The organism is Stenotrophomonas sp. YJH_SMC_106-19 (genome assembly GCF_059368375.1).
This window is the reverse complement of record NZ_JCAFRQ010000002.1, coordinates 684,499-710,787: the sequence shown is the minus strand read 5'-3', so window position 1 is coordinate 710,787 and position 26,289 is coordinate 684,499. Positions and strand designations below refer to the sequence as shown.

The following is a 26,289-nucleotide window of genomic DNA, read 5'->3' as shown; positions in this document are numbered from 1 at the left end:
GCCAAGGGCCGGCAGTGCGCTCAGCGCCGCGGCGCGTCCGGATCGGTGCGCAATGCGCGCAGCAGGCCCAGCATGTAGAACGCCAGGGTGAACGAGAACGGTAGACCGCACAGGACCACGGCCGTCTGCATCGCGCTGAAGTTGCCCGCCAGCAGCAGGCCGATGCTGGCCACGGTGATGCCCACCGCCCAGAACACGCGCAGCCAGATCGGCGCATCGTGACCATCCTCCACCCCGTCGTCGACACGGCGGGTGCACAGGTTGGCGATCATCAGCGTGCCCGAATCGACCGGGGTCAGGAACAGTACGAAACCGATCACCACTGCGGCACCGGCTACATAGGGTGCGCCGGGCAGGTACTCCAGCAGCTTGAACAGGGTCATCGCTGCATCGTGCTGCGCCACCTGCCCCAGCACCGCCTGGCCATGGTTGAGCACCAGGTCGATGGCGGTGTTGCCGAAGATCGACAGCCACGCCAGCGTGAAGCCGAGCGGTATCAACAGCACGCCCATCACTACCTCGCGGATGGTGCGGCCGCGCGAGATGCGTGCCACGAACAGGCCCACGAACGGCGCCCAGGCGATCCACCACGCCCAGTAGAACAGCGTCCAGGAACCCATCCAGGCGCGGCCCTGCGGATCGTTGAGATACATGTCGAAGCTCTTGCGCACGAATGCGCCGAGATAGTCGCCCGTGTTCTGCACCAGGCCATCGAACAGATGCAGGGTCGGGCCGGTAACCAGCACGAACAGCAACAGCGCGCACAACAGGCGCACGTTGAGGTTGGACAGCCAGGCGATGCCCTTCTCGACCCCCGCCACCACGCCGATGGTGGCCACCACCATCATCACCAGCACGATCGCGACCAGCACCTGCGGTGTGTCCGGGATGTGGAACAGATAGACCAGGCCGGACTGCACCACCAGCGCACCGATGCCGAGATTGGTGACCATGGAGATCAGCGTGGCGAGAATGCCGAAGCCATCGACCATGTCGCCGATGCGGCCATGGATGCGCTCACCGAAGATCGGATACAGCGCCGAGCGCAATGCCAGCGGCAGGTTGCGGCGATAGGCGAAATAGCCCAGCGCCACCCCGACCAGCGCGTACAGCGCCCAGCCATGCAGGCCCCAGTGCAGGAAGGTCAGCACCATCGCCTCGCGCCCGGCCGCCACCGTGCCGCCCGGCTGGCCCGGCGGGTTGAGGAAATGGTCCAGCGGCTCGTAGGCACCGTAGTACAGCAATGCGATACCGATACCCGCCGAGAACAGCATCGACACCCACGCGACGTAGCCGAAGGCCGGCGATTCCTCGTTGTGGCCCAGGCGGATACGGCCATAGGGCGAGAACGCCAGCCACAGCACGAATCCCAGGCACAGCAAGACCAGCAGCATGTACCACGCGCCGAACGCAGCCGAGACTTCGGCCTGCGCCCATTGCAGCCAGTGCTCGCTGGCATCGGGATAGAGGACGGTGAGCAGCCCGAGAATGCCGATCGACACCGAGGAGCTGAGGAAGACAAAGCGGTTCAAGCGCAGGGGCAAACGCTTGGGATGAGCCTGGGAAGACATGGGATCGTCTCATCAGTCCGAAGGAGCACATGGGCGGGGCCGGACCGGGAAACCGGGCCCATGGCGTGGGGCGCGAGCGCATCCTAGGGTTTATTGATTGAACGTTCAATCAATAAAAAGCATACTGATGGCCAACCCGATGCCTCGGGTCGCAATCCGTGGAGAGACAATGCCGAAGAAGGGCGTGGAGCCGGTCCGTCGCGAACAGTTGATCCGGGCCACTTTCCAGACCATCGACGAAATGGGCATGGCCGATGCCACCGTCGCCACCATCGCCAGGAAGGCCGGGCTGTCCAGCGGCATCGTCGCCCATTACTTCGGCGACAAGGACGGCCTGCTCAACGCTGCGATGCGGCAGATCCTGCGCGAATTGCGGGACGCGGTCGCCCGCTGCCGGGCCGGGGTCGGCGACGATCCCCGCGACCAGCTGCGCGCCATCGTCGATGGCAACTTCGATGACAGCCAGATCAATGGCACCGCGATGCGTGTCTGGCTCACCTTCTGGGCCGCGAGCATGCACCAGCCGGAACTGGCGCGCCTGCAGCATGCCAACGACCAGCGCCTGTTCTCCAACCTGTGCCACCAGTTCAACCGCGTGCTGCCACGCCCACAGGCACGCCTCGCCGCCCGCGGCCTGGCCGCGATGATCGATGGCCTCTGGCTGCGCGGCAGCCTGGTCGGCGGCGCCTTCGATGCTGACAAGGCCCGACGCATCGCCTACGGCTACATCGACTTCCAGTTGCAGGCCGACGCGCTATAAGCGCTTTCAGCTTCCCGCCCCCTTTCGAGGAGTACGCCCCATGACCACCCTGCCCGTCCAACAGCTCTACATCCATGGCCGCCGGGTCGATGCCACCAGCGGCAAGACCTTCGCCACGGTCAACCCCGCCACCGGTGAGGTCATCGCCGAGGTGCAGGTCGCCAGCCAGGCCGACGTCGAACGCGCCGTCGAAAGCGCCACCGAAGGCCAGAAGGCATGGGCGGCAATGACCGCCATGGAACGTTCGCGCATCCTGCGCCGCGCCGTGGAGATCCTGCGCGAGCGCAATGACGAACTGGCCCGCCTGGAAACGCTCGATACCGGCAAGGCGCTGGCGGAAACCACCACGGTGGACATCGTCACCGGCGCCGATGTGCTGGAGTATTACGCCGGCCTGGCGACCGCCATCGAAGGCATCCAGCTGCCGCTGCGCGAATCCAGCTTCTTCTACACCCGCCGTGAACCGCTGGGCGTGGTCGCCGGCATCGGTGCCTGGAACTACCCGATCCAGATCGCCCTGTGGAAGTCGGCGCCGGCGCTGGCCGCCTGCAATGCGATGGTGTTCAAGCCGTCCGAGGTCACGCCGCTGACCGCCATCCGGCTTGCCGAGATCTACACCGAAGCCGGCGTGCCGGCCGGCGTGTTCAATGTCGTGCAGGGCCCCGGTCGCGAAATCGGCAACTGGCTCACCGAACATCCGGTGATCGAGAAGATCTCCTTCACCGGCGGTGTGGCCACCGGCAAGAAGGTGATGGCTGCGGCCGCCTCCTCCTCGCTGAAGGAAGTGACCATGGAACTGGGCGGCAAATCGCCGCTGGTGATCTGCGATGACGCCGATCTCGACCGCGCCGCCGACATCGCGGTGATGGCCAATTTCTTCAGCTCCGGCCAGGTGTGCACCAATGGCACCCGCGTGTTTGTGCCGCGCGGCATGCTGGCCGCGTTCGAGGCCGCCGTGGTCGAGCGCGTCAAGCGCATCCGCATCGGCGATCCGATGGCCGCGGACACCAACTTCGGCCCGCTGACCAGCTTCCCGCACATGGAGAACGTGCTGCGCTACATCGAAAGCGGCAAGACCGAAGGCGCGCGCCTGCTGATCGGCGGCGGCCGTGCCACCGACGGCACGCTGGCCCAGGGCGCCTATGTGCTGCCGACTGTGTTCTCCGACTGCCGCGACGACATGACCATCGTCAAGGAAGAGATCTTCGGGCCGGTCATGAGCATCCTTGCCTATGACAGCGAAGATGAAGTGGTCCGCCGCGCCAACGACACCACCTTCGGCCTCGCCGCCGGCGTGGTCAGCAAGGACATCAGCCGCGCCCACCGCATCATCCATCGCCTGGAAGCCGGCATCTGCTGGATCAACACCTGGGGCGAATCGCCAGCCGAAATGCCGGTGGGTGGCTACAAGGAGTCCGGTGTCGGCCGCGAGAACGGCCTCTCGACCCTGGGCCACTACACCCGCATCAAGTCGGTGCAGGTCGAACTGGGCGACTACGCCAGCGTGTTCTGAGCCGCGCCCCTCGTCCGGCCACCGCGCCGATCCGACATTCCGCCGGGATGCCTGCGTGCAGCGTGTCCCGGCCTGAAGGAGAACAACCATGAGCACCCATAACGAGTACGACTACATCATCATCGGCGCCGGTTCGGCCGGCAACGTGCTGGCCACCCGCCTGACCGAAGATGCCGATGTGAGCGTACTGCTGCTGGAAGCGGGTGGCCCGGACTACCGGCTCGACTTCCGCACCCAGATGCCGGCGGCGCTGGCGTTTCCGCTGCAGGGCAAGCGCTACAACTGGGCCTACAAGACCGATCCAGAGCCCTTCATGAACAACCGCCGCATGGACTGCGGCCGTGGCAAGGGCCTGGGCGGTTCGTCGCTGATCAACGGCATGTGCTACATCCGCGGCAACGCGATGGACTACGACAACTGGGCGAGCATGCCCGGCCTGGACGACTGGACCTATCTGGACTGCCTGCCCTACTTCCGCAAGGCCGAGACCCGCGACATCGGCCCCAACGATTACCACGGGGGCGATGGCCCGCTGCGGGTGACCACCCCCAAGGCCGGCAACAACGAACTGTTCGCAGCCATGGTTGAAGCCGGCGTGCAGGCAGGCTATCCGCGCACCGATGACCTCAACGGCTACCAGCAGGAAGGCTTCGGCCCGATGGACCGGACGGTCACGCCGAAGGGCCGCCGCTCCAGCACCGCCCGCGGCTATCTGGATCTGGCCAGGCCGCGCCCGAACCTGACCATCGTCACCCACGCGCTGACCGACCGCATCCTGTTCTCCGGCAAGCGCGCGGTGGGCGTGCAGTGGCTGCGCAACGACCAGCCGCAGCGTGCCACTGCCCGCCGCGAGGTGTTGTTGTGCGGCGGCGCCATCGCCTCGCCACAGATCCTGCAGCGCTCCGGCGTGGGCCCGGCCGATCTGCTGCGCAGCCTCGACATCGACCTGGTGCATCACCTGCCGGGCGTCGGCGCCAATCTGCAGGATCACCTGGAGATGTATCTCCAGTACGAATGCAAGAAGCCGGTCTCGCTGGCGCCGGCGCTGAAGCTGTACAACCAGCCGGCAATCGGCGCTGAATGGCTGTTCCTGGGCACCGGTATCGGCGCCAGCAACCAGTTCGAAGCCGGCGGCTTCATCCGCAGCGATGCCGAGTTCGACTGGCCCAACCTGCAGTATCACTTCCTGCCGGTGGCCATCAACTACAACGGGTCCAATCCGATCAAGGCACACAGCTTCCAGATGCATGTCGGCTCGATGCGCTCGCCCAGCCGGGGCCGCATCCATGTCCGCTCCAAGGATCCGCGCGAGCATCCGAGCATCCTGTTCAACTACATGTCGCACGACCAGGACTGGCGCGAGTTCCGCGCGGCGATCCGCATCACCCGCGAGATCTTCGCGCAGCCGGCACTGGCTCCATACAGCGGCCGCGAGATTTCGCCGAGCAGTGCACTGCAGACCGATGCGCAGATCGACGCGTTCGTCCGTGAGCATGCTGAAACGGCATACCACCCGTCCTGCTCCAACAAGATGGGCCACGCCGATGATCCGATGGCGGTGGTGGACGGCCAGGGCCGCGTGCATGGTCTGGAGGCCCTGCGCATCGTCGACGCCTCGATCATGCCGCAGGTGGTGACCGGCAATCTCAACGCGCCGACCATCATGATCGCCGAAAAGCTCGCCGACGTGATCCGCGGCCGTACGCCGCTGCCCCGCAGCACCGCGCCCTATTACAAAGCCAACGGTGCGCCGGTACGCAGGCAGGGCTGAGCACCGCACGCGTCCTGAAACACCCGCCGGGCATGGCCCAGCGCTGCCAGCTCGGTGGCGCGGGGCCATGCCCGGCGGCATTTGACGCGATCGCACAGGCCGTCGCGCGATGCCCTCTTCGCGTTTCCCCTACGGCGGGGTATGCTGCAATGACCGGCCGCTGTCAGTACGCTCAGGGTCGGACCCAACAATCACGATTCCTGGAGGGGGAATATGAGTCTGGATCGTCCCTGGCTGCAGAGCTATCCGAAAGGCGTTCCCGCCGAGATCGACGTCAACGAGTTCCATTCGGTAGCCTCCGTCTTCGACGCCTCCGTCGCCAAGTACCGCGACCGCCCCGCCTACTCCAGTTTCGGCAAGGTCCTCACCTATGGCGAGACCGATGCGCTGGTTGACCAGTTCGCGGCCTACCTGCTGGGTGAGCTCAAGCTCAAGAAGGGCGACCGCGTCGCCCTGATGATGCCCAACTGCCTGCAGTACCCGGTCGCCACCTTCGGCGTGCTGCGTGCGGGCCTGACCGTGGTCAACGTCAACCCGCTGTATACCGCACGCGAACTCAAGCATCAGCTGGTCGACGCCGGCGCCTCGGTGCTGGTGGTGGTCGACAACTTCGGCGATACCGTCCAGCAGGTCATCGCCGACACGCCGGTCAGGCAGGTGGTCACCACCGGCCTGGGCGATCTGCTCGGCGCGAAGGGCGCGATCGTCAACTTCGTGCTGAAGTACGTCAAGAAGATGGTGCCCAACTATCACGTGAAGGGCGCCATCCGCTTCAAGCAGGCACTCAAGCTCGGCAGCCGCCACACCCTGCCCGAGGTCGAGATCGACCACGACGACGTGGCGTTCCTGCAGTACACCGGCGGCACCACCGGCGTGGCCAAGGGCGCGATGCTGACCAACCGCAACCTGATCGCCAACATGCAGCAGGCCTCGGCATGGCTGTCGACCTCCGGCATCGAGCCGGGCAAGGAAGTGATCATCACCGCGCTGCCGCTGTACCACATCTTCGCGTTGACCGCGAACGGTCTGGTCTTCATGAAGTTCGGCGGCTGCAATCATCTGATCACCAATCCGCGCGACATGAAGGGCTTCGTCAAGGAGCTCAAGGGCACGCGCTTCACCGCCATCACCGGCGTCAACACGCTGTTCAACGGTCTGCTCAATACGCCCGGTTTCGATGAGATCGATTTCTCGTCGGTGAAGTTCACCCTGGGCGGCGGCATGGCGGTGCAGCGCGCTGTGGCCGAGCGCTGGAAGAAGGTTACCGGGGTGACGTTGGTCGAGGCCTACGGCCTGACCGAAACCTCGCCGGCCGCCTGCATCAACCCGCTTACCCTGCCGGAGTACAACGGCTCCATCGGCCTGCCGATCCCGTCCACCGATGCGTGCATCAAGGACGACAACGGCAACATCCTGCCGCTGGGTGAGGTGGGCGAGCTGTGCATCAAGGGCCCGCAGGTGATGAAGGGCTACTGGCAGCGCCCCGAAGAGACCGCCCAGGCGATCGACAGTGACGGCTGGCTGCATACCGGCGACATGGCGAAGATGGATGAACGGGGCTTCTTCTACATCGTCGACCGCAAGAAGGACATGATCCTGGTGTCCGGCTTCAATGTGTATCCGAACGAGGTCGAAGACGTCATCGCGATGATGCCCGGCGTGCTGGAAGTGGCCGCGGTCGGCGTGCCGGACGAGAAGTCCGGCGAAGTGGTCAAGGTGGTGATCGTGAAGAAGGATCCGAACCTGACCGCCGAAATGGTCAAGGAGCATGCCCGGGCAAATCTGACCGGTTACAAGCACCCGCGCATCGTGGAGTTCCGCAAGGAACTGCCGAAGACCAATGTCGGCAAGATCCTCCGTCGCGAGCTGCGCGATACGCCCGCACAGTAAGGGTTTCCACGGTTCGACGCAGCTCAGGGCCCCGCCGGCGACGGCGGGGCCCTTTTCGTTGGCGGCCAGCACGGGCGGCGGCCGCTTGCAGGCGGTTCACGAGCGGTGCATAGAATCACTCGCCACCGCACGTTCCGCCCACTCCCTCACATTCCATCTCTCCGTCCGCTCTGCGGTTGGCCGGACGGTCACTCGGAGAACACCCATGTCTGCAGTACGCCCTATCATCACCCGCCCGTCGCAGCACCCGACCCTGCGCATCACCGAGGAAACCGAACGGGATGTCTACTGGATCCACATGCATGCCAACCTGGTCAACCAGCCGGGCCGCCCGTGCTTTGCCTCACGCCTGGTAGACGACATCGTCGACTATCAGCGTGAACTGGGAGACCGTCTCAGTGCCGCCCACGTTCTCTCGCCTCACGTGGTCCTGGCCTCCGATAGTGACGTATTCAACCTGGGCGGCGACCTGGAACTGTTCTGCCGGCTGATCCGCGAGGGCGACCGTGCCCGCCTGCTCGACTATGCGCAGCGCTGCGTGCGCGGCGTGCATGCGTTCCACGCCGGGCTGGGCGCACGCGCCCACAGCATCGCGCTGGTCCAGGGCAATGCACTGGGCGGCGGCTTCGAGGCCGCGCTGAGCTGCCATACCATCGTCGCCGAAGAAGGCGTGCTGATGGGACTGCCGGAGGTGCTGTTCGACCTGTTCCCGGGCATGGGCGCCTACTCCTTCCTGTGCCAGCGGGTCAGCCCGCGGCTGGCCGAGAAGATCATGCTGGAGGGCAACCTCTTCACCGCCCGGCAGTTGAAGGACATGGGCCTGGTGGATGTCGTCGTGCCGGTGGGCGAAGGCGTTGCGGCGGTCGAACAGGTGATCCGGGACAGCCGGCGCATTCCGCACGCATGGGCGGCGATGCGCGAAGTGAACGAGATCGCCACCATGGTGCCGCTGCACGAAATGATGCGCATCACCGAGATCTGGGTCGACACCGCCATGCAGCTGGGCGAGAAGTCGCTGCGGACCATGGACCGGCTGGTCCGCGCCCAGGCCCGCCGCAATGGCGAGGCGGGCTGACAGACCTCGCGGTCAGGAGGGCGTGCGTTCCCCGTCGTCGCGTTGCTGGATGCCTGCGACGCGGGACGCCAGCGCTTTCCTGCCGATGCGCAGTGCACCTACCAGGCTGGACAGGCGCATTGTCCACTCGGCCTTCAATTGCCAGTCGGCCATGCGCATCATCTCGCCACTGGCGGCAGCAACCTGGACCAGGCCCAGGTTGCTCGCCACGCCGCGCAGGGCGTGGGCGTGTTCGCGGAAGTCCTCCCAGTCCAGCCGCTCGCCACAGGCCTGCATCTGCGCCATGCTCGCGTCCACATCGACCAGGCACTGGTCGATGAACTTGCGTTCGAAGCCATCGCCCATGCCCAGTGACGCCAGCTCGTCCAGCACGGCGGTGTCGAGTACGCCGTCACCGACCTCCATGGCCGGTACCGACTGGATGCCCGGCTCGGTACGCGTGTTGGCGGCCACATCGGCCAACACCTCCAGCAGACGCGTCGCGACGACCGGCTTGGCCAGGAATGCACGTGCACCTGCCTGCTCACAGCGCAGGATGGATTCCGGGGTGACATCGGCGCTGAGCACCATCACCGGCACATACGGCAGGCCACTGGCCTGCATCACCCGCAGCTGCTTGAGCAGGTCCAGGCCGCTCATGCCGGGCATGTGCAGATCAACGATGGCTGCGTCGTAATTGGCCTGCTCGAGAGCGTCGAGCACCTCGACCCCACCATTGACGCATGTGACCTTGTGGCCGGCCTTCTCGAGCAACCGCTGCAGCACCATGCGGTTGGCGGCATGGTCATCGGCAACCAGCACCCGCAGGCTGCGTACACGGGCCCGATGGCGCAGGAATGGATTGGAGAACGCAATGACGTTGCCGCCCTCCGGCAGCTCGCCCTGCACGTCCGGCGTCGGCGCCACGTCCAGCGCGATTTCCACCCAGAACACGCTGCCGCGCGGCGTGTTCGGCAGGTAACCGACCTGCCCGCCCATCGATTCAACCAGTCCCTTGGCGATCGCCGTACCCAGTCCGGTGCCTTCATGGCGGCGGGCGAGGCCGACGTCGGCCTGCTCGAAGGCGTTGAACAGGCGGCTGCGCAGGGCCACGGGTACGCCGATGCCGCTGTCGAGGATCTCGAAACGCAGCCGGGCACGCTCGCTGCCACGCTCGTCATGGCTGCTGACACGCAGATGGACGAAGCCACTGTCGGTGAACTTCACCGCGTTGCCCATCAGATTCAGCAGAATCTGCTGCAGATGGCCGGCGTCGCCGAACAACCGTGGCGGAACGTTGTCGTCCACGTCGACGCGATACTCCAATGACTTGGAACGCGTCTGCGGGGTGAGGATCAGGTTGATCGCCTGCAGCACGTCGGCCAGCGCGAACTCATGCCATTCCACCCGGACCTTGCCGGCCTCGATCGCCGAGATGTCCAGCACCTCCTCCACCAGCGCCAGCAGGCTGCGGGTGGACGCCTGGATGGTACTGAGGCACTCGCGCTGCTCCTCATCCAGCCGCGTGGTGGCCAGCACTTCGGTCATGCCGGCCAGGCCGTTGAGCGGCGTACGGAATTCGTGGCTCATGTTCGCCAGGAAACGGCTCTTGGCTTCGTTGGCCTGGCGCGCTTCGGCCACCGCACGGGTCAAGGCATGCAGCAGCGAATCGAAGTACAGCGGAATCGCGCCCAGGCCCAGCAGCAGGCCCCAGCCGAGGTAGTCGTGGCTGCGCCAGTAGGGCGACAGCATCACGGTACACAGGAAAGCCAGGCACCCCATTGCGGTTGCCACCCGCAGGTAGGTGCTGCCGTAGCGCATGCCGTTGCCGATCGTGACCCACAGCATCACCGCGTACAGCGGAGCTGCCGGCTCACCCTGGATGGTCATGATCCAGGCCATGCAGGTGTAGTCGGTCAGCATGCCGATCACGCGGCGGACGTGTGACACCCCGGGATCGACCAGGATCGCCACCAGCAGGCCCGCCGAGATGGCCAGCTCGAAGGCGAGGATCAGCCACGTCGTGGTCAGCGTCTCGCCACCCGCGCTCAGGTAGCGCCAGCCGAGATAGCTGATGAACAGCGCGGTGATCACGATGCGGATCAGGTTCTGCGCGTGCTCGCTGTCCTCGCGTCCGGACAGCCGTTGCTTCACCCGGGCCAGCAGCGACCGGGCCGGGGAGGATTCAACGGCAGGAGTGTCCATGGGGGGATGTCGCATCCGTCGTCGCAACAGGGAGGAGCAGCACAGCGGAACCGCCACCAGGCCCAGCCACAGGGGCACGGCCAGACTGGGGTTGTCACGCCAGTAGGGTGTCAACAGCACGGTGGTACCGAAGCTGACCAGGGCCATGGCGATCGCCACGCCCAGGTAGCGGTTGCCGAAGCGCAGGCCATTGCCCACCGTGACCCACATCACCACCGCATAGACCCAGGCCAGAGGCTCGCCCATCTGCACCATGCCGACCGTCATCAACCCATAGTCGGCGACCATGCCGACCACCCTGCGCGCATCGGAGCGCCCCGGCTTCCACAGCAACCAGGCGAACAGCAGCAGGGATATCGACAGCCCGGTCAGCACGGTCACGAGCACGCCCTGGTACTGCTCCAGGCGATGCATCCGGGCCCCGGACAACAGTATGTAAACCAGGATCAGCGAGATCAGCGCGATCCGCACGATCACCTGCCCGTGCTCGGAGTCGGGCCGCTGCGACAGCCGGCGCTTCAGCCGTGCGAACAGGTCCTGCACCTCAGCCACCCGGTCGCGTGGAGGCCGTCGAGTGCTGCGCGCAGATGTCCAGCAGTTGCTGGCGGCCCCGCAGCAGCGCATCCACGCAGCGGGGGTCGAACAGGCGGCCACGCTGGGCATACAGATAGGCCAGCGTTGCTTCCATCGTCCAGGCTTCCTTGTACGGACGTGGGGAAATCAGGGCGTCGAAGACATCGGCGACGGCAACGATGCGCGCTTCCAGTGGAATCGCTTCGCCTACCAGCCCATCGGGGTAACCACTGCCGTCGTAGCGTTCATGGTGGCGCAGCGCGATCAGTGCACCGACCTGGATGAAGCGGTTCTGGCTGCCGCTGAGCAGTTCATGGCCGATGCGCGGGTGACGGCGCATGATCGCCAGCTCCTCTTCATTGAGCTTGCCCTGCTTGAGCAGCACCGCATCCGGTATGGCGATCTTGCCCATGTCGTGCAGGGGCGCCGCCATCTCGATCAGCCGCACCTCGTCTTCCGGCAGGCCCAGCTGCTCGGCGATAAGCCCGGCCACGCGGGCCATCCGCTCCAGGTAGGCACTGGTGCCGGCGTCACGAAACTCGATCGCACGAGCCAATCGCGACAAGGTCTCGCGCTCCCGCTCCTCGACCTCGTGCATGCTGGCAAGCAGGCGCTGTTCCAGTGACAGCGCGCGCTGTTTCACGTTCTCGGTCTGCTGGCGCAGCTGCAGCAGGTTGTAGCAGCGCGCCCGCAGTTCGCGCGGGCGGATCGGCTTGACCAGGAAGTCGATCACGCCTGCCTCCAGCGCGGCCTGCCGGATCGGCTCGTCGCCCACCACGGTGATCAGGATCACCGGGATGTCGCGATGCTTGGGCAGGCGCCGGAAGCGGCGGGCGAATTCCAGCCCATCCATTTCCGGCATGCGGTAGTCGAGCAGCAGCAGGTCGACCGGGTGCGATTCGCACCAGGCCAGCGCGGTCAGGGGATCGCCGAAGTCATGCACGCTCAGTTCCGGCGCGATGTCCTCGATGACGTGCCGCAGCATCGTCCGCGCGGAGGTCTGGTCATCGACGATGACGATGTTCAACGTGTACTCCGCCTGGTTTCTCGACCACGCTTGGTCATCAGCAGGCGTGGAAACGCTGCCGCTGCGCACGCTGGCACCCTGCATCGGACTGACTCCCGTGTCATGCGTCCCGGTTCATGATCGTGGTCACATTGTGAAGCGGGCTCTCCACATTGCGCTCTTCCCCGTCACCGATCAAGCCATAGCCGGCGTCAAGGTAGTGCAATTACGATACGCCGAGTGCCAGAGACGTCAATTGCGCCGTCCCGTTTCGGGACGGCGCGCACAAACGGGAGTCACAAAACCCCGGCTCAGTGCTCCGGACGCATGTACGGGAACAGCAGCACGTCGCGGATGGAGCTGCTGCCGGTCAGCAGCATCACCAGGCGGTCGACGCCGATGCCGAGGCCGCCGGTCGGCGCCATGCCGTACTCCAGCGCGCGGATGTAGTCGGCGTCGTAGTGCATGGCCTCGTCATCGCCCCCCTCCTTGGCGGCCACCTGGGCCTGGAAACGCTGGGCCTGATCCTCCGGGTCGTTCAGCTCGGAGAAGCCGTTGGCCAGCTCCTTGCCGTTCACGAACAGCTCGAAGCGATCGGTGTAGCCGGGGTCGTTGTCGTTGGCACGCGCCAGCGGCGAGACCTCCACCGGATGATCGGTGATGAAGGTGGGCTGGATCAGGGTGTGCTCGACGGTGGCTTCGAAGATCTCCAGCAGCAGCTTGCCCCAGCCGTAGGACGGCTTGACCTTGATCTTCAGGCGCTCGCAGTGCCGCAGCAGCGCTTCGCGGTCGGTGCAGTCGGCAGCGGAGATCTCCGGATTGTGGTGCCGCACGGCCTCGTCCATCCGCCAGCGGCGGAACGCCGGGCCGAGATCGATCTTCGCGCCGTCCCACTCCACTTCGGTAGTGCCGTTCACCGTCCTGGCCACGTCCCGGATCACGCCTTCGGTCAGGTCCATGATCTCGTTGTACGTGGCGTAGGCCTCGTACAGCTCCATCATGGTGAACTCCGGGTTGTGCCGGGTGCTGACGCCTTCATTGCGGAAATTGCGGTTGATTTCGTACACCCGCTCCAGGCCACCGACGGTCAGGCGCTTCAGGTACAACTCCGGCGCCACGCGCAGGTACAGGTCCAGGTCCAGCGCGTTGTGATGGGTGGTGAACGGCTTGGCCGCCGCACCGCCGGGGATGTAATGCATCATCGGCGTCTCGACTTCGAGGAAGTCGCGGTTGTCCAGCCACGCGCGCATGGCACGGATGATCTTCGAGCGCTTGATGAACACCGCGCGCGACTCCGGGGTCACGATCAGATCGACGTAACGCTGGCGGTAGCGCTGCTCGACGTCGGCCAGGCCATGCCACTTGTCCGGAAGCGGACGCAGCGACTTGGTCAGCAGTCGGATCGTTGCGGCCTTGACCGACAGTTCACCGGTGCGGGTACGGGTCAGGCCGCCCTCGACGGCGATGATGTCACCCACGTCCCAGCCCTTGAAAGCAGCGTAGTCATCGCCCAGGGCCGCGCCCTGCAGGAACAGCTGGATGCGGCCGGACTCGTCCTGGATCTGGGCGAAGCTGGCCTTGCCCATGATGCGCTTGGCCATCAGGCGTCCGGCCATGCGCACCTGGCGGCCATTGGCTTCCAGGGCCTCGGCGGTCCAGGTTTCGGCGTCGCTGTACTCGTCCTGCAGCTGGCCGGCGAAGTCCTCGCGACGGAAGTCGTTCGGGTACGCGATCCCCTGCCCGCGCAGCGCTTTGAGTTTCTCGCGGCGCTCGGCGATCAACTTGTTTTCGTCGACGGAAGGGGTTTCGGTAGCTTCGCTCATGGATCTGCGGGAATCGTGTAGTTGGGGGAGTCTTGCGCCCGGCACGGCCGGCTGCACAGCATAGCAAAACCACCCTGCCCCGGCCCTGGCCGGCGCCCACGGCCCGGTAGCGCCGGGCCATGCCCGGCGGTCAGTCGGCAGGAATCCCCGGGCGTGGCCCGGCGCTACCTCAGGCATTCCCGGGGAACGCCTGCCGCAATTCATCCACCAGCACCCGCTCGTTCTCCGAATAGTCGATCGGCACCGACACCAGGTGCACCCCGCCTTCGTTGAACGCCGCCTCCAGCGTCGGGATGAGCTGCTCGATGGCCGTCACTTCGTGGCCCTTGCAACCATAGGCCTCGGCGTACCTGACGAAGTCCGGATTGCCGAAGGTCATCCCATAGTCGGTGAAGCCATCCACCGCCTGCTTCCAGCGGATCATGCCGTAGGCACCATCGTTGAGGATCAGCACCACCAGGTTCAGCCCCAGCCGCCGCGCGGTTTCCAGCTCCTGGCTGTTCATCATGAAGCCGCCGTCGCCACACACCGCCAGCACCCGGCGCTGCGGGTACAGGATCGAGGCCATGATCGCCGAAGGCAGGCCCGCGCCCATCGTGGCAAGCGCATTGTCCAGAAGCAGCGTATTGGCTACCTGGGTGCGGTAATTGCGCGCGAACCATATCTTGTACATGCCGTTGTCCAGCGCCACGATGCCGTCGGGCGGCATCACCCGGCGCACGTCGTGGACCAGCCGCTGCGGGGTGAACCGGGCCTCTTCGGCACGGTCGGCGAGATGGTCGAGGATGGTGGCCCGCAGCGGCAGCAGCGCATCGGCATGGGCCACCTGGCCTTCGATGCGGTCGGCCAGTTGGGTCAGCGAGCGGCCGATATCGCCGATCACCTCCACCTGCGGGAAGTAGACCTGCTCGACCGCCGCCTGCGAATAGCCGATGTGGATGACGGTCGGTCCGCCGGGCCGCATCACAAAAGGCGGCTTCTCGGTCACTTCATGGCCGATGGTGACGATCACGTCGGCCTGGTCGATGGCCATATGCACATAGTCGCGTTCGGTCAGCGCGGCAGTCCCCATGTACAGGCCTGATCCGCCCGCCACCGCACCCTTGCCCATCTGCGTGGTGAAGAAGGGAATGCCGGCACGCAGTACGAAGGCTGACAGCGCGTCGCTGGACTGCGGCCGTGACGCCGCGGAGGCGATCATCAGCAGCGGACGCTTCGCATTGCGGATGATCTGCGCGGCGCGATCGAGCGCCTCGGGACTGGCGATCGGTCGATCCACCGCATGCGTCGGGATCAATGCCACATCCTCGACTTCAGTGGCCGCGATGTCCTCCGGCAGTTCCAGCAGAACCGGGCCCGGACGTTCTTCCTGCGCGACACGGAATGCCTCGCGGACGATGGTCGGGATGGTGCGCGCCGATACGATCTGCCGCGCCTGCTTGGTCAGCGGCTTCATCGTGCTGACGATGTCGACGATCTGGAAGCGCGCCTGCTTGCTGGCGACGATGCCCTTCTGCCCGGTGATCATGATCACCGGCCATGCGCCCAGCAGCGCGTAGGCCGCACCGGTGGTGAAGTTGAGGGCACCCGGGCCGAGCGTGGCCAGGCACACGCCCGGCTTGCCGGTCAGGCGTCCGTAGGTGGCCGCCATGAACACCGCCGCCTGCTCATGGCGGGTGATGACCAGCTCGATGCTGGAATGGCGCAGCGACTCGACGACATCGAGGTTTTCTTCGCCGGGAATACCGAAAATACGTTCGACGCCCTCGTTCTCGAGCGCCGCGACAAGCAGATCTGAACCCTTGGACATGGGAATGCCGTCCCTCTTCACTGGACTGGTGGTGGATCGTTACAGGAAGGATGCAAGCCGTGCGTCAACGACGGTCGAACCACACGGTCTGCGCGTTCACGAACTCGCGGATGCCGAAATGCGACAGCTCGCGGCCGAAGCCACTCTTCTTCACGCCACCGATCGGCACGCGCGGGTCGGACGCGGAGAAGCCGTTGACGAACACGCCCCCGGTCTGCAGCCTGCGTGCCAACCGCATCGCGCGCTCGCGATCGCCGCTCCACAGGTTGCCGCTGAGGCCGAATTCGCTCTGGTTGGCCAGCTCCACCGCATGATCGGCATCGCGTGCGCGGCTGATCGAAGCCACCGGGCCGAAGGTCTCGGTATCGAACGCCTGCATGCCCGGCTCGACACCGGCCAACACCGTGGGGGCATAGAAGCTGCCCGGACGATCCAGTTGATGACCGCCGACCAGCAGCTGCGCACCGGCCTCTACCGATGCACGCACCTGCGCATCGAGCTGCTCGAGCAGGTCCTGCCGGGCCATGGGACCGATGCGGTTGCCCGGTTCACGGCCATCACCGACGGTCAGCGCCTGCACCTTCGCGCAGAACTGCGCCACGAAACGGTCGTACACGCCGTCCTCGACGATGATGCGCTTGCCGGCGATGCAGACCTGTCCGGTGTTCTGGAAGCGCGAGGCGAGTGCCGCATCCACCGCCGCGTCGAGGTCGGCATCGTCCAGCACGATGAAGGGGTCCGAGCCCCCCAGTTCCAGCACGACCTTCTTCAATGCCTGCCCGGCCTGCGCGGCAATGCTGCGGCCTGCGCCGACGCTGCCGGTCAGGGTGACGGCTGCGATGCGGTCATCGGCGATGGCACGGCTGGTGCCCTCACGGCTGATGTTGGCGGCGATGAAGGTGCCTTCCGGCAGGCCCGCGTCGCGCCAGGCGGCGTCGAGCAGATGGGCGGTACCGACGATGTTCTCGGCCGGCTTGAGCAGGAAACCATTGCCTCCCATCAGGATCGGCACCGCTGCGCGCATCACCTGCCAGTACGGGAAATTCCACGGCATGATGCCCAGCACCACGCCCAGTGGCAGGTAGGACACGTAGGCCTTGTCATCGGGAACCAGCGTCGGCTCGTCGCGCAGGTACTGTGCCCCGTTATCCGCATACCACTCGCAGAGCACCGCGCACTTCTCGATTTCGGCCAACGATTCGGCATGGACCTTGCCCATTTCAGCGGTGGCCAGCGCCGCAAGCGATTCGCGGTCGCGGCGCAGGACCGCGGCCATCGCACGCAGGGCATCGGCGCGCTGCTCCAGCGACTGCGCACTCCAGGCGGCAAAGCCGGCCTGGCCTCGATCGAGGATCACCTCCAGCTCGGCGTCGGTAACGAAGGGATGGCGGGCGATTTCCTGGCCGGTGGCCGGATCGAGGGAAATCGCAATGGCGGGGGCAGCGGACATGCAGGGCTCCTGTTGTCTCGGCAACGGGCCGATTGCCCGTCTCCTGTCAGGAATGTGGACCCGAAGCTGCCGCGCAACAAGGCGTCTGCTTATCCTGTGACCTGCACTTACCTGCCTGAATGGGGTTGCTGGCAGGGCTGCGCCCTGCCCCCCAAGCCACGCCAAGCCACAGCCAAGCCACAGCAGAAGCTGGTTTCCTGCGGGATGGCGGGGTGGGGCCGATGGCGGAAGACGCCGTGAACCCATCCATGGGGGCTTGGCCGCGGCATCCATGCCGCGGACACTCCCGCCATCGGCCCCACCCCGCCTTCGACAGTTTCCCGCGATCTGTCGGAACGGATCTGGCTCCAAATGAATTTCGATATCTGACAGATGTGTCGACCAAGGTCGACACCCACCCACAGCCGCGGGAAATTGTCAGAGGCGGGGCGGCGTCGGAGTGCGGGGTGTCAGCCGCATGGATGCGGCTGCCAAGCCCCCATGGACGGGTTCACGGCGTCCCCGCACTCCGGCGCCGCCCCGCCATCCCACGGAATGCACGCCGTTGCCGTTGCCGTGGCTTGAAGCCTCTGCGGGTGCAGGGCGCAGCCCTGCCGACCCACCTACTTTCGCGGCAGGTAGGTGACCAACGACAGGTCGTGCCGGCTCTCCGGCACCAGCGCCACGTACTGCAGGTCCAGCAACCCGCGCGTGGGGTGGTTCAGCTTCTTCGCCCCCTCGTCGAAGCGGCGCACATCATGCTCCGGCCACCACTGCCGGAACGTATCGCTGTGGGCAGCGATGTCCTCGGCCAGCGCCAGGAAAGGCGCCTTGTCCTGCGCCTGCGCCATCGCCGCGCGGAAGCCGGCCAGCAGGCCCCGGGCCATCTCCTCCCAGTTGAGGATCAACGTGCGATAAGGCGGATACAGGAACATCAGCCGCAGCGTGTTGCGCTCATGCGGCGCCAGCTGGCTGTAGTCGACGAACAGTTCGGCAATGGCCGGATTCCAGGCCAGGATGTCGAAACGGGTGTTGCGTACGTAGGCCGGGATCGGCTGCATCGCGTTCACCAGCTGGCGCAGGCCATCAGTCACGCTTTCATCTGGCGACTCCAGCGGAACGCCATAGCCGGACAGCGCGAACGCATATGCGCGCTCGTCATCGCTCATGCGCAACACCCGGGCCAGGCGCTCGAGCACTTCCGGCGACGCACGCACTTCACGTCCCTGCTCGATCCAGGTGTACCAGCTGACACTGACCCCCACCGCCAGCGCCACTTCCTCGCGCTTCAGGCCGGGGGTACGCCTGCGCCCGGCCGGCAGGCCCAGCGTGGCCGGGTCGACACGGGCGCGGCAGGCCTTGAGGAAACCGCCGAGCTCCCTGCGTTCACTCTCGCTGCGCATCATCGCCCTCCGTTGCGGAAGGCGATGATATCGGCGCAGGCGTGCGCATCAGGCATCGACGCGCTTGGACCCCACCGCCAGGCCGGCCTTCAGGCTGGCCTCGACGAACTCATCGAGGTCACCATCGAGCACCTTCTGCGTATCGGAACGCTCGATGCCCGTGCGCAGGTCCTTGATGCGGCTCTGATCGAGCACGTAATTGCGGATCTGGCTGCCCCAGCCGATGTCGGACTTGGTCGCTTCCACGGCATCCTTCTCCGCGTTGCGCTTCTGGATCTCGAGCTCGTAGAGCTTTGCGGCCAGCATCTTCATCGCGTTGTCGCGGTTCTGGTGCTGGCTGCGGCCGGTCTGGCACGCCACCACGATGTTGGTCGGAATGTGGGTGATACGCACCGCCGACTCGGTCTTGTTGACGTGCTGACCACCGGCGCCGGACGAACGGTAGACGTCGGTGCGCAGATCGGCCGGGTTGATGGTGATGTCGATGTTGTCGTCGATCTCCGGCGAAACGAACACCGAGGTGAAGCTGGTGTGGCGACGGTTGTCAGAGTCGAACGGCGACTTGCGCACCAGGCGGTGCACGCCGGTCTCGGTCTTCAGCCAGCCATAGGCATAGTCACCTTCCACGCGCAGGGTGGCCGACTTGATGCCCGCCACATCACCGCCGGAAACTTCCATCAGCTCGGTCTTCCAGCCACGCGATTCGCACCAGCGCAGGTACATGCGCAGCAGGATCTCGGCCCAGTCCTGGGCTTCGGTACCACCGGCACCGGCCTGGATGTCGACGAACGCAGCGGCATTGTCCATCTCGCCGGAGAACATGCGCTGGAACTCCAGCTTCTCGACGTGCGACTGGTGCTTGTCCAGATCGGCAACCACGGCCAGCGCGGTGTCCTCGTCCTGCTCGGACTCGGCCAGCTCCAGCAGCTCGGTCGCATCCTTCAGGCCATCGAGCACCGAGGCGATGCCGCCCACGGTCTTTTCCAGGCTGGATCGCTCGCGCCCCAGGTTCTGGGCGTACTCGGCGTTGTTCCAGACGTCGGGGTTTTCAAGCTCCCGCGTTACTTCTTCAAGACGCTCTTTCTTGGCGTCGTAGTCAAAGATACCCCCGAAGCGACAGCACGCGATCGGTCAGATCGGTGATGCGCTGGCGGACAGGATTCAGTTCGATCATGTCGGCGGTCGTGCGTTCAAAAAATGACTGCCAATGATAACGCAGGCGCCCGGCAGGCGGCGAGGCACCCCCAGCGGCCCGGCTGGCGGCTGGACACGGGGCGGGCTGAAGCCGGTAGACTTCCCGGCCGCCGCGGCAACAGGGGGACGCGCGGCCCATCCCAATCCAAGGAGCACCATTTCAATGAAGATCATGCGTTCCACCCTGTGCCTGGCCGCCTGCCTGCTGGCCGCCAATGCCTCGGCCATCGACCTGAAGGGCCTGACCAGCACCGGCCTGAAGGCCGGCAAGGCGCTGACCCTGTCCGACGCAGAGGTCTCGGCGGCCGCCGACCAGGCCTGCGCCTACATGGACAAGGAGAACCAGCTGGCACCCGCCAACGATCCCTATGCCCAGCGCCTGGCCAAGATCACCCAGGGGCTTGCCAACGAGGACGGCCTGAACCTGAACTTCAAGGTCTACCGGACCGCCGATGTCAACGCCTGGGCGATGGCCAACGGCTGCGTCCGCGTCTACACCGGCCTGATGGACATGGCCAGTGATGACGAGGTGCGTGGCGTGATCGGCCACGAAATCGGCCACGTGAAGCTGGGCCACAGCAAGACCAAGATGCGCACCGCGCTGCTCGCATCGGCCGGCCGCGAAGGCCTGGCAGCGTCGGGCAACGGTAACCTGACCCAGCTCAGCCAGGGCCAGCTCGGCGACCTGGCCGAGGGTTTCGTCAACGCCCAGTTCTCGCAGAAGGAAGAGAGCGCGGCGGACGAGTACGGCTACCAGTTCATGAAGCGCCACAACTATGATCCGGCAGCCCTGGCCAGCATGTTCCGCAAGCTGTCCAGCGAAGGCGGCCTGATGTCGTCGCACCCCGGCTCGGAAGCCCGCGCCGCGCGCATCGACGCGATGATCAAGAAGGACAGGAAGTAAGCACGAAGGGGGCGGGCGCTCCGCAGGTCCGCCCGCCCCTATCCTCCCGCCAGCGCCTGCCGCAGCAGCGGCAGCTGGCGCCTGCTGCAGGGAATCTTGGCCCCATCGGCCATGTGCAGCAGGGCCTCGCCGCCATCCAGCGGCTCGATGGAGCGCAGCTGCCCGCGGTTGATCAGCCAGCTGCGATGCGGCCGCAGGAACACCAGCGGATCCAGCCGCAGTTCCAGCACCGCCATGGTGATCCGCAGCGGATAGTCATGACCGCGGACCCTCAGATTCACGTAGTTGCCAGCGGCCTGGGCGTACTCGACGTCCTCGGTGGCGACCAGGAATTCCTTGCCCAGCTTGCGCACCAGAAAGTGCTGCGGGCGCTCGACCGGCTCGACGGGCGGACCGACATCCGGCGCGGCCAGCAGGGATGCCTCACCCTGGCGGCGGCGACCGAACCAGCCGGCAAGGTGCTCCAGCGCCACGAACAACGCGAACGTGCGGACATCCTTCAGGTACTCGTAGGCAAAGCGCTGCAACCAGCCGTCATCGTCCTGGTAGTGATGGCCCAGTGAGGCGTACGCGAGGTGGCGGATCACCATCATCCCCACCACGTGCAGCAGCGACCACCCCACGCTGGCCAGCAGGTACAGCGGCAGCAGGCGCTTCCAGGTGTCGGCATGCAACGGCCAGCGCTCGCACCCCCACCACAGCAGCGGCAGGGTCAGCAGCACCGCTCCGGCGCTGCTGAACTCCCAGACCAGGGGCTCCCACAGGGCCAGGGCGGTGCCGTGGCGCCCGGAATCCATCACTTCCACCAGTGCGTTCGTCACTGCGGTCGCCGACAGGATCGCGGCCCACACCAGCAGACGACTTGACGTTCGCCAGCGCGGCAGTCTGCCCTGAGCCATTGCTGCATCCATCTCGTCGCGGTCCCTCAGCGTGCATCAAGGGAGCGAGCGTAGCCTCCCCGTTGATCCCGGCACGCCCGCCATTGGTCACTACCGCGGCACCGGTGGCCCCCTGCCGCTTACGCCGCCACCTTTGCGGACGCAGTCTGGCGTCACCTTCCTGCCGGTTGCGGCCATGACCCGACGCCATGACATCGACACGCTCCGCGTGCTCGCCTTCGCCCTGCTCATCCTTTACCACGCGGCCATGGCCTATGTGGATGGCTGGGGCTTCCATCTCAAGAGCGCCTACACCGCCGAGTGGCTGCAGTGGCCGATGATCGCTCTGAACCGCTGGCGCATGCCACTGCTGTTCGTGATCTCGGGTATCGCTCTGGGCCTCTCGCTGCCGCGGCACGGGCGGCACCGGTTCGCACTGAAACGCAGCGGACGCCTGCTGCTGCCCCTGTTGTTCGGCATCGTCGCGATCGTCTCGCTGCAGGCCTACTGCGAAGCGGTGGACAAGGGCGATGTGACGCCAGGACTCGGCGCCTTCCTGTGGCGTTACTGGCAGTTCCGGCCGTGGCCGGGCGCACATTTCGACGGCGCAGCCTACGGCTTCACCTGGAATCACCTGTGGTATCTGGCGTACCTGGTGCCCTACACCCTGCTGGCCATCGCGCTGGCCGGTCCGATGCAGGCCCTGTGGGCGCGGCTGCCGTCATGGCGGCCCGATGACCGCCTGATCGCGATCGTCGGCCTGCTGCTGCCGGTGCTCTGGCTGGCCTGGGCCCTGCTGGTGGTGATGCCTGCGTGGCCGCCCACCCATGCGCTGCTGAACGACCTCTACGTGCATGCCGAATCCCTGCCCCTGTTCCTGGCCGGTTTCTGGGCCGCACGCTGGCAACGCGGCTGGGACCTGCTCGTGCGCGGCCGGCGCCTGACGTTGGCGCTGGCCTTGATCGGGCTGCTGGTCGAACTCGGCATCCGCGCCCTGGGCCGGATGCCGGACCTTGGCCAGCTCGATCCATGGGTGCTGTCGCTGCCATGGGCGCAGACCGAGCGCGTCGGCCGGGCCCTGTACACCTGGTGCGCACTGCTGGCGATGTTCGGCTGGGCCCGCGTGCTGGTCGACCGGCCGTGGCGTGGCCTCGACTACTGCCGAGAGGCGGTCTTCAGCTGGTACATCCTGCACCAGACCGTGCTGATCGTCCTGCTCTACTGGCTGCGGCCCCTTCAGCTCGGCCCCTGGCTGGAACCGGCTCTGCTGGTTGCCGGCACCGTCGCCGGCTGCCTGCTGATCCACGAGCTGCTGATCCGTCGTGTCCGCTGGCTGCGTCCCCTGTTCGGCCTGCGCGTCCATCCGCCATCGCCTTCGGTGGCAGGCGCAGCGACGGCACCGTGACACCATCGCGTGGAGCCGGGTCATGCCCGGCTCCGACTCAAGCCTGCCCGAACTGAGCTCGGCGCTATCTGACCTCGAACTCGCCCACCAGCACTGTTTCGGCACGATCCTTCAACCGCATCGTCACCCTCTGGTCCTTCTGCTTCGGCGTGCCCCAATGGGTGGTCAGGCGCAGCATCAGGGTCGTGGCACCGGTCACCAGCTGCTGGCGACTGCCGAAATAATTGGCCTCCACCTTGTACCTGCCCGGCTTGGCATCACGCAGTGAGAACTGCTCGGGTCCATAGCCTCCGGTGAAGTCCTGTGACATCTGTCCTCCCTGGTAGGTCAGACGATTGCCGTAGTACGCGCGCTCGCCGTTCGGGTCGGTCACCCACAGGTCCATGTCGCTGTTGTCCGCATCCCACGACAGCACTACCCGCAGGTCCAGCGGCATCGGCTGCAGCAGGCGCGGGTCGATGGCCGAGGTATCAAGCCCTGGCGTGCTGCGTGCAACCAGTTGGGTCAGCTCGTCCAGCGCGATCAGTGCAATGCCGTTGAACCGGCTGTCCCAGGGCCGCGTCACCACCTGGTACAGCGGCGCCAGCGCCTGCTGTGGCCGGCCCGCCGCCGCCAGGGCCAGGCCGAGATCACGGAAGCTCTGCGGCTCCTCCTCGCCCATCGCCAACACCTGCTCGAACACCGGCACCGCCAGCATCGGTTCGTCGGCCTGCATCAGGCGGTAGCCGAGCACGCGCAGCAGATGACGGTTGTCCAGGTCCATCTCGGCCAGGTTGGACAGCACGCGCAGGGCCAGGTCCCGCTGGCCCTGCTCCAGCAACAGATCGGCCACGTCGAGAAAGAACGCACTGCTGTCGGCATGCGCGGCGCGCTCGGCCAGGTAGCGGTCGTACAGCTGCGAGGACGGCCCCTGGCGCAGGCGCCGGGCAATGGCCGAATCTGGCTGCCATGCGGCCAGTTGGATGCCGAGCGCACCGCTGTTCGCTGCCGCCTCTGGCGCTGCGGCAGCGCCGCTCCCTGTGCTCGCATCGCGTGCGGCTTCCTGTGCAGGTGCCGAGCGACGGGCGCGTGCACGCGACACCTGGACGTCGCGTTCCGCGGCCGCAAGCATCGGTGCGGGCGCGGGAGGTGCGGCCGCCAGCATCGCTACCGGCGCAGCGGCCGAAGCAGAGACGGCAACCCTGTCCAACGCCTTTCCCTGCAACTGCGGCGGTGTGTCTTTCGGCCAGCTGCGGCGCCACCACTCCCGGCGCTCCTGCCACTGTGCGGCGATGTCGTCCAGGCGACGGCGCTCGGCGGCGCTGCGGTCAGCGACCACGCGTGCAAAGCGGGCGTCGTACTCGGTCCGCAGCGCGCCGGCAGGCCGGATCGCGTAGCGCAGGTAATCGTCCAGCGTCTCCAGCACGATCAACGAGGTATCCGGACCGACCAGGCCGAACTGCTGCGACAGGCGCTGCATCGCCTCACGGTTGCCGCGACGGTCGGCGGCCAGCTGCTGCAGCCGCGCCTGCGCCCACAGGCCGGCCAGCAGTTCTCCATTGCCGCTCGTCTGTGTCGCGGGCAGCGCCAGCCATTGGCCGCCGACGCGGACCCGCATCGGCACGCCGTCCGCCGCCAGCCGCGAGTGCAGCCACAGCCAGCCCTGCGCTTCACTGCGACGATCGATCACCACGTCCTGTACACCGCGGCCCGCATCGACCTGCACGTCCAGCGGCGAAGACAGCAGTTCGCGTGCAGCGGCATCGACATCCGTTCCCAGGGCGACGAAGCGACCGCCATGTGATTCGCTCCAACCGCGCAGCTGAACGACATCGGTATGTGCGCCCGCACTGCTGACCGCGAACAGGCGCTGGTCGGCGGCGAGCGTCGGCAACACCTGCGGGCCGTAGGTCAACAGACCGTCGCTGACCAGCAGGTACTCCTTCACGGCTGCCTGCGGCTGCCACTGCGCCAGCGCGCTGGCGCCATCCGGGCGGACGGCCTGCAACGCCTGCCGCAATGCCGACCAGTCACCGCCGCGGATACGGAAGCGACGCACCGGCTCGGCCCGGTCACGCAGAACTGTCAGCGCGACCGTGCCGTTTCCCAGCACAGCAAAGTAACGGTCCAGCAGTGCAAACTCCCGCGAACGGTCACGCCGGCCTGATGAGCCGGAGCCATCCCACAGCAGGCCGATATCGGTCGGCAGCGTACGCGGCGCGTTATCGACCGGCACCGTCAGCTGTGCCAGCAGATAGTGACCGTCCTGCCACGGTGCGACCTGTACCCGTGCCTGACGTGATGCCGGGAGCGTCCACTGCAGCTGCGCCGGCAACAGGGCGCCTCGGCCCTGCCAATGCAGTTGCCCCTCAGTGAAGCGGAACGGCCCTGCGCCCGTGGTCGCCGCCTCCGGCGCCTGCAGCATCAGCTCGACCGAGGCCGCGCCGGCGGCGAACTGCAACGGCAAGGTCCATTGCCAGCCGTGGGCGGCAAACGCCAGCGGTTCGCGCAGCACCAGCTGCACACGGCGGCTGCCGCCGGCGGGCAACGGGTAGACACGCAGGCGGAACTGATTGCCGGCGGTCTGCTCCAGCAGGCCCGGATCGACGCCGCGACGCGCGATGTCCTCGAACACCTGACGCCCCCGGTCCTTCGGCACGGGCACCGCCTCGCGCAACTGGCCATCGATATCCAAGGCGAAGCCGGTGATCTGCTGGCCATCAGCCAGCGGGAACTGCAGCTCGCCCTCCATGACCCGGCGGTTGGGGTTATGGAACTCCAACGTGACGCGGGTCTGGGCGATACCCGCCTGGACCTCCCCTTCGATCGAGGCCCGACTCAGCACGATGGGCTGCTCGGCGCCCGCGACCTGCAGCAACGGGACCGCACGAACCGGGCGGACGGCCGGACGGCCGTGGGTCTGGGCGGCCGTGGTGAAGGCACAGAGCAGCAGCGCCAGCAGGCACAGCACACGACGAAGGACGGGCGACATGGTACGTCTCCAGAGCGAGGACGAACTGTTCAACGCATGGCAGGCCGGATCGGGGTTGATCGGGTGATCGTCCGCGATGGCTCTGGAAGATATTGCTGCCGGACGCCACCCAGTGGTCGTCCGGATTCT

At 66.4% G+C, this 26,289-nt stretch carries 17 protein-coding genes; 7 read left to right on the top strand and 10 right to left on the bottom strand.

Annotated elements, in window-relative coordinates:
- Nucleotides 1-20: 20 nt before the first annotated feature.
- Entirely contained in the window at nucleotides 21-1,571 is a 1,551-nt protein-coding gene (locus AC5P5M_RS10780; protein WP_495205853.1) for a BCCT family transporter, read from the bottom strand.
- 169 nt (nucleotides 1,572-1,740) lie between these two features.
- On the opposite strand from AC5P5M_RS10780, the gene betI reads away from it, so the two are divergent.
- From betI to rpfF, 5 genes are all read left to right on the top strand, one after another.
- Nucleotides 1,741-2,331 carry a transcriptional regulator BetI gene (gene betI, locus AC5P5M_RS10775; RefSeq protein ID WP_053520388.1) on the top strand — a complete coding sequence of 197 codons (591 nt, stop codon included), beginning with the start codon at nucleotides 1,741-1,743 and terminating at the stop codon, nucleotides 2,329-2,331.
- A gap of 40 nt (nucleotides 2,332-2,371) precedes the next feature.
- On the top strand, nucleotides 2,372-3,844 hold the full coding sequence (gene betB / locus AC5P5M_RS10770; protein WP_495205852.1) for a betaine-aldehyde dehydrogenase: 1,473 nt from the start codon (nucleotides 2,372-2,374) through the stop codon (nucleotides 3,842-3,844).
- Between the two features lie 88 nt (nucleotides 3,845-3,932).
- Nucleotides 3,933-5,615, top strand: a complete 1,683-nt coding sequence (betA, locus tag AC5P5M_RS10765; protein WP_495205851.1) for a choline dehydrogenase — start codon at nucleotides 3,933-3,935, stop codon at nucleotides 5,613-5,615.
- A 213-nt stretch (nucleotides 5,616-5,828) separates the two neighbouring features.
- Nucleotides 5,829-7,505, top strand: coding sequence for a long-chain fatty acid--CoA ligase (locus tag AC5P5M_RS10760; protein WP_065175618.1), 1,677 nt, complete (start codon nucleotides 5,829-5,831; stop codon nucleotides 7,503-7,505).
- 205 nt (nucleotides 7,506-7,710) lie between these two features.
- The gene (gene rpfF / locus AC5P5M_RS10755; RefSeq protein ID WP_053520223.1) at nucleotides 7,711-8,580 is read left to right on the top strand and encodes a diffusible signal factor synthase RpfF; all 870 of its coding nucleotides are present in this window, start codon (nucleotides 7,711-7,713) and stop codon (nucleotides 8,578-8,580) included.
- 12 nt (nucleotides 8,581-8,592) lie between these two features.
- Here rpfF and AC5P5M_RS10750 read toward each other — a convergent pair whose 3' ends face one another.
- From AC5P5M_RS10750 to prfB, 7 genes are all read right to left on the bottom strand, one after another.
- Nucleotides 8,593-11,316 carry a response regulator gene (locus AC5P5M_RS10750; protein WP_495205850.1) on the bottom strand — a complete coding sequence of 908 codons (2,724 nt, stop codon included), beginning with the start codon at nucleotides 11,314-11,316 and terminating at the stop codon, nucleotides 8,593-8,595.
- Nucleotides 11,309-12,448 carry a cyclic di-GMP phosphodiesterase response regulator RpfG gene (rpfG, locus tag AC5P5M_RS10745; protein WP_053520222.1) on the bottom strand — a complete coding sequence of 380 codons (1,140 nt, stop codon included), beginning with the start codon at nucleotides 12,446-12,448 and terminating at the stop codon, nucleotides 11,309-11,311. Before rpfG ends, AC5P5M_RS10750 begins: the two co-directional genes overlap by 8 nt.
- A 206-nt stretch (nucleotides 12,449-12,654) precedes the next feature.
- Complete coding sequence (gene lysS, locus AC5P5M_RS10740; protein WP_053520221.1) at nucleotides 12,655-14,166, bottom strand: lysine--tRNA ligase; 1,512 nt, start codon at nucleotides 14,164-14,166, stop codon at nucleotides 12,655-12,657.
- A gap of 169 nt (nucleotides 14,167-14,335) precedes the next feature.
- Entirely contained in the window at nucleotides 14,336-15,976 is a 1,641-nt protein-coding gene (locus AC5P5M_RS10735) for an acetolactate synthase large subunit (protein WP_053520220.1), read from the bottom strand.
- A gap of 64 nt (nucleotides 15,977-16,040) precedes the next feature.
- Complete coding sequence (locus AC5P5M_RS10730) at nucleotides 16,041-17,426, bottom strand: NAD-dependent succinate-semialdehyde dehydrogenase (protein ID WP_053520219.1); 1,386 nt, start codon at nucleotides 17,424-17,426, stop codon at nucleotides 16,041-16,043.
- A 602-nt stretch (nucleotides 17,427-18,028) separates the two neighbouring features.
- The gene (locus AC5P5M_RS10725; RefSeq protein ID WP_495205849.1) at nucleotides 18,029-18,811 is read right to left on the bottom strand and encodes a helix-turn-helix transcriptional regulator; all 783 of its coding nucleotides are present in this window, start codon (nucleotides 18,809-18,811) and stop codon (nucleotides 18,029-18,031) included.
- A gap of 45 nt (nucleotides 18,812-18,856) precedes the next feature.
- A protein-coding gene (prfB, locus tag AC5P5M_RS10720) for a peptide chain release factor 2 (protein WP_111186457.1) occupies nucleotides 18,857-19,982 on the bottom strand; the annotation gives its coding sequence in 2 pieces (ribosomal slippage) (nucleotides 18,857-19,906 and nucleotides 19,908-19,982; 1,125 coding nt in all).
- Nucleotides 19,983-20,165: 183 nt separating this feature from the next.
- On the opposite strand from prfB, the gene AC5P5M_RS10715 reads away from it, so the two are divergent.
- Nucleotides 20,166-20,906, top strand: coding sequence for a M48 family metallopeptidase (locus AC5P5M_RS10715; RefSeq protein ID WP_053519322.1), 741 nt, complete (start codon nucleotides 20,166-20,168; stop codon nucleotides 20,904-20,906).
- Between the two features lie 38 nt (nucleotides 20,907-20,944).
- Here the strand turns inward: AC5P5M_RS10715 and AC5P5M_RS10710 are convergent, their stop codons facing one another.
- A complete protein-coding gene (locus AC5P5M_RS10710) occupies nucleotides 20,945-21,805 on the bottom strand; it encodes a LytTR family DNA-binding domain-containing protein (protein ID WP_193396347.1) in 861 nt (286 codons plus the stop codon).
- Nucleotides 21,806-21,980: 175 nt separating this feature from the next.
- Between AC5P5M_RS10710 and AC5P5M_RS10705 the strand changes: the two genes are divergently transcribed.
- Nucleotides 21,981-23,189, top strand: coding sequence for an acyltransferase family protein (locus AC5P5M_RS10705; RefSeq protein WP_197571078.1), 1,209 nt, complete (start codon nucleotides 21,981-21,983; stop codon nucleotides 23,187-23,189).
- Between the two features lie 64 nt (nucleotides 23,190-23,253).
- Here AC5P5M_RS10705 and AC5P5M_RS10700 read toward each other — a convergent pair whose 3' ends face one another.
- The gene (locus AC5P5M_RS10700; RefSeq protein WP_495205848.1) at nucleotides 23,254-26,160 is read right to left on the bottom strand and encodes a DUF2135 domain-containing protein; all 2,907 of its coding nucleotides are present in this window, start codon (nucleotides 26,158-26,160) and stop codon (nucleotides 23,254-23,256) included.
- Nucleotides 26,161-26,289: the final 129 nt, after the last annotated feature.

Excerpts from the sequence above, each read along its gene's own strand:
- AC5P5M_RS10780 (WP_495205853.1), bottom strand. The coding sequence starts at position 1,571 with ATGTCTTCCCAGGCTCATCCCAAGCGTTTGCCCCTGCGCTTGAACCGC.
- betI (WP_053520388.1), top strand. The coding sequence starts at position 1,741 with ATGCCGAAGAAGGGCGTGGAGCCGGTCCGTCGCGAACAGTTGATCCGG.
- betB (WP_495205852.1), top strand. The coding sequence starts at position 2,372 with ATGACCACCCTGCCCGTCCAACAGCTCTACATCCATGGCCGCCGGGTC.
- betA (WP_495205851.1), top strand. The coding sequence starts at position 3,933 with ATGAGCACCCATAACGAGTACGACTACATCATCATCGGCGCCGGTTCG.
- AC5P5M_RS10760 (WP_065175618.1), top strand. The coding sequence starts at position 5,829 with ATGAGTCTGGATCGTCCCTGGCTGCAGAGCTATCCGAAAGGCGTTCCC.
- rpfF (WP_053520223.1), top strand. The coding sequence starts at position 7,711 with ATGTCTGCAGTACGCCCTATCATCACCCGCCCGTCGCAGCACCCGACC.
- rpfG (WP_053520222.1), bottom strand. The coding sequence starts at position 12,448 with ATGCAGGGTGCCAGCGTGCGCAGCGGCAGCGTTTCCACGCCTGCTGAT.
- lysS (WP_053520221.1), bottom strand. The coding sequence starts at position 14,166 with ATGAGCGAAGCTACCGAAACCCCTTCCGTCGACGAAAACAAGTTGATC.
- AC5P5M_RS10735 (WP_053520220.1), bottom strand. The coding sequence starts at position 15,976 with ATGTCCAAGGGTTCAGATCTGCTTGTCGCGGCGCTCGAGAACGAGGGC.
- AC5P5M_RS10730 (WP_053520219.1), bottom strand. The coding sequence starts at position 17,426 with ATGTCCGCTGCCCCCGCCATTGCGATTTCCCTCGATCCGGCCACCGGC.
- AC5P5M_RS10725 (WP_495205849.1), bottom strand. The coding sequence starts at position 18,811 with ATGATGCGCAGCGAGAGTGAACGCAGGGAGCTCGGCGGTTTCCTCAAG.
- AC5P5M_RS10715 (WP_053519322.1), top strand. The coding sequence starts at position 20,166 with ATGAAGATCATGCGTTCCACCCTGTGCCTGGCCGCCTGCCTGCTGGCC.
- AC5P5M_RS10710 (WP_193396347.1), bottom strand. The coding sequence starts at position 21,805 with ATGGCTCAGGGCAGACTGCCGCGCTGGCGAACGTCAAGTCGTCTGCTG.
- AC5P5M_RS10705 (WP_197571078.1), top strand. The coding sequence starts at position 21,981 with ATGACCCGACGCCATGACATCGACACGCTCCGCGTGCTCGCCTTCGCC.
- AC5P5M_RS10700 (WP_495205848.1), bottom strand. The coding sequence starts at position 26,160 with ATGTCGCCCGTCCTTCGTCGTGTGCTGTGCCTGCTGGCGCTGCTGCTC.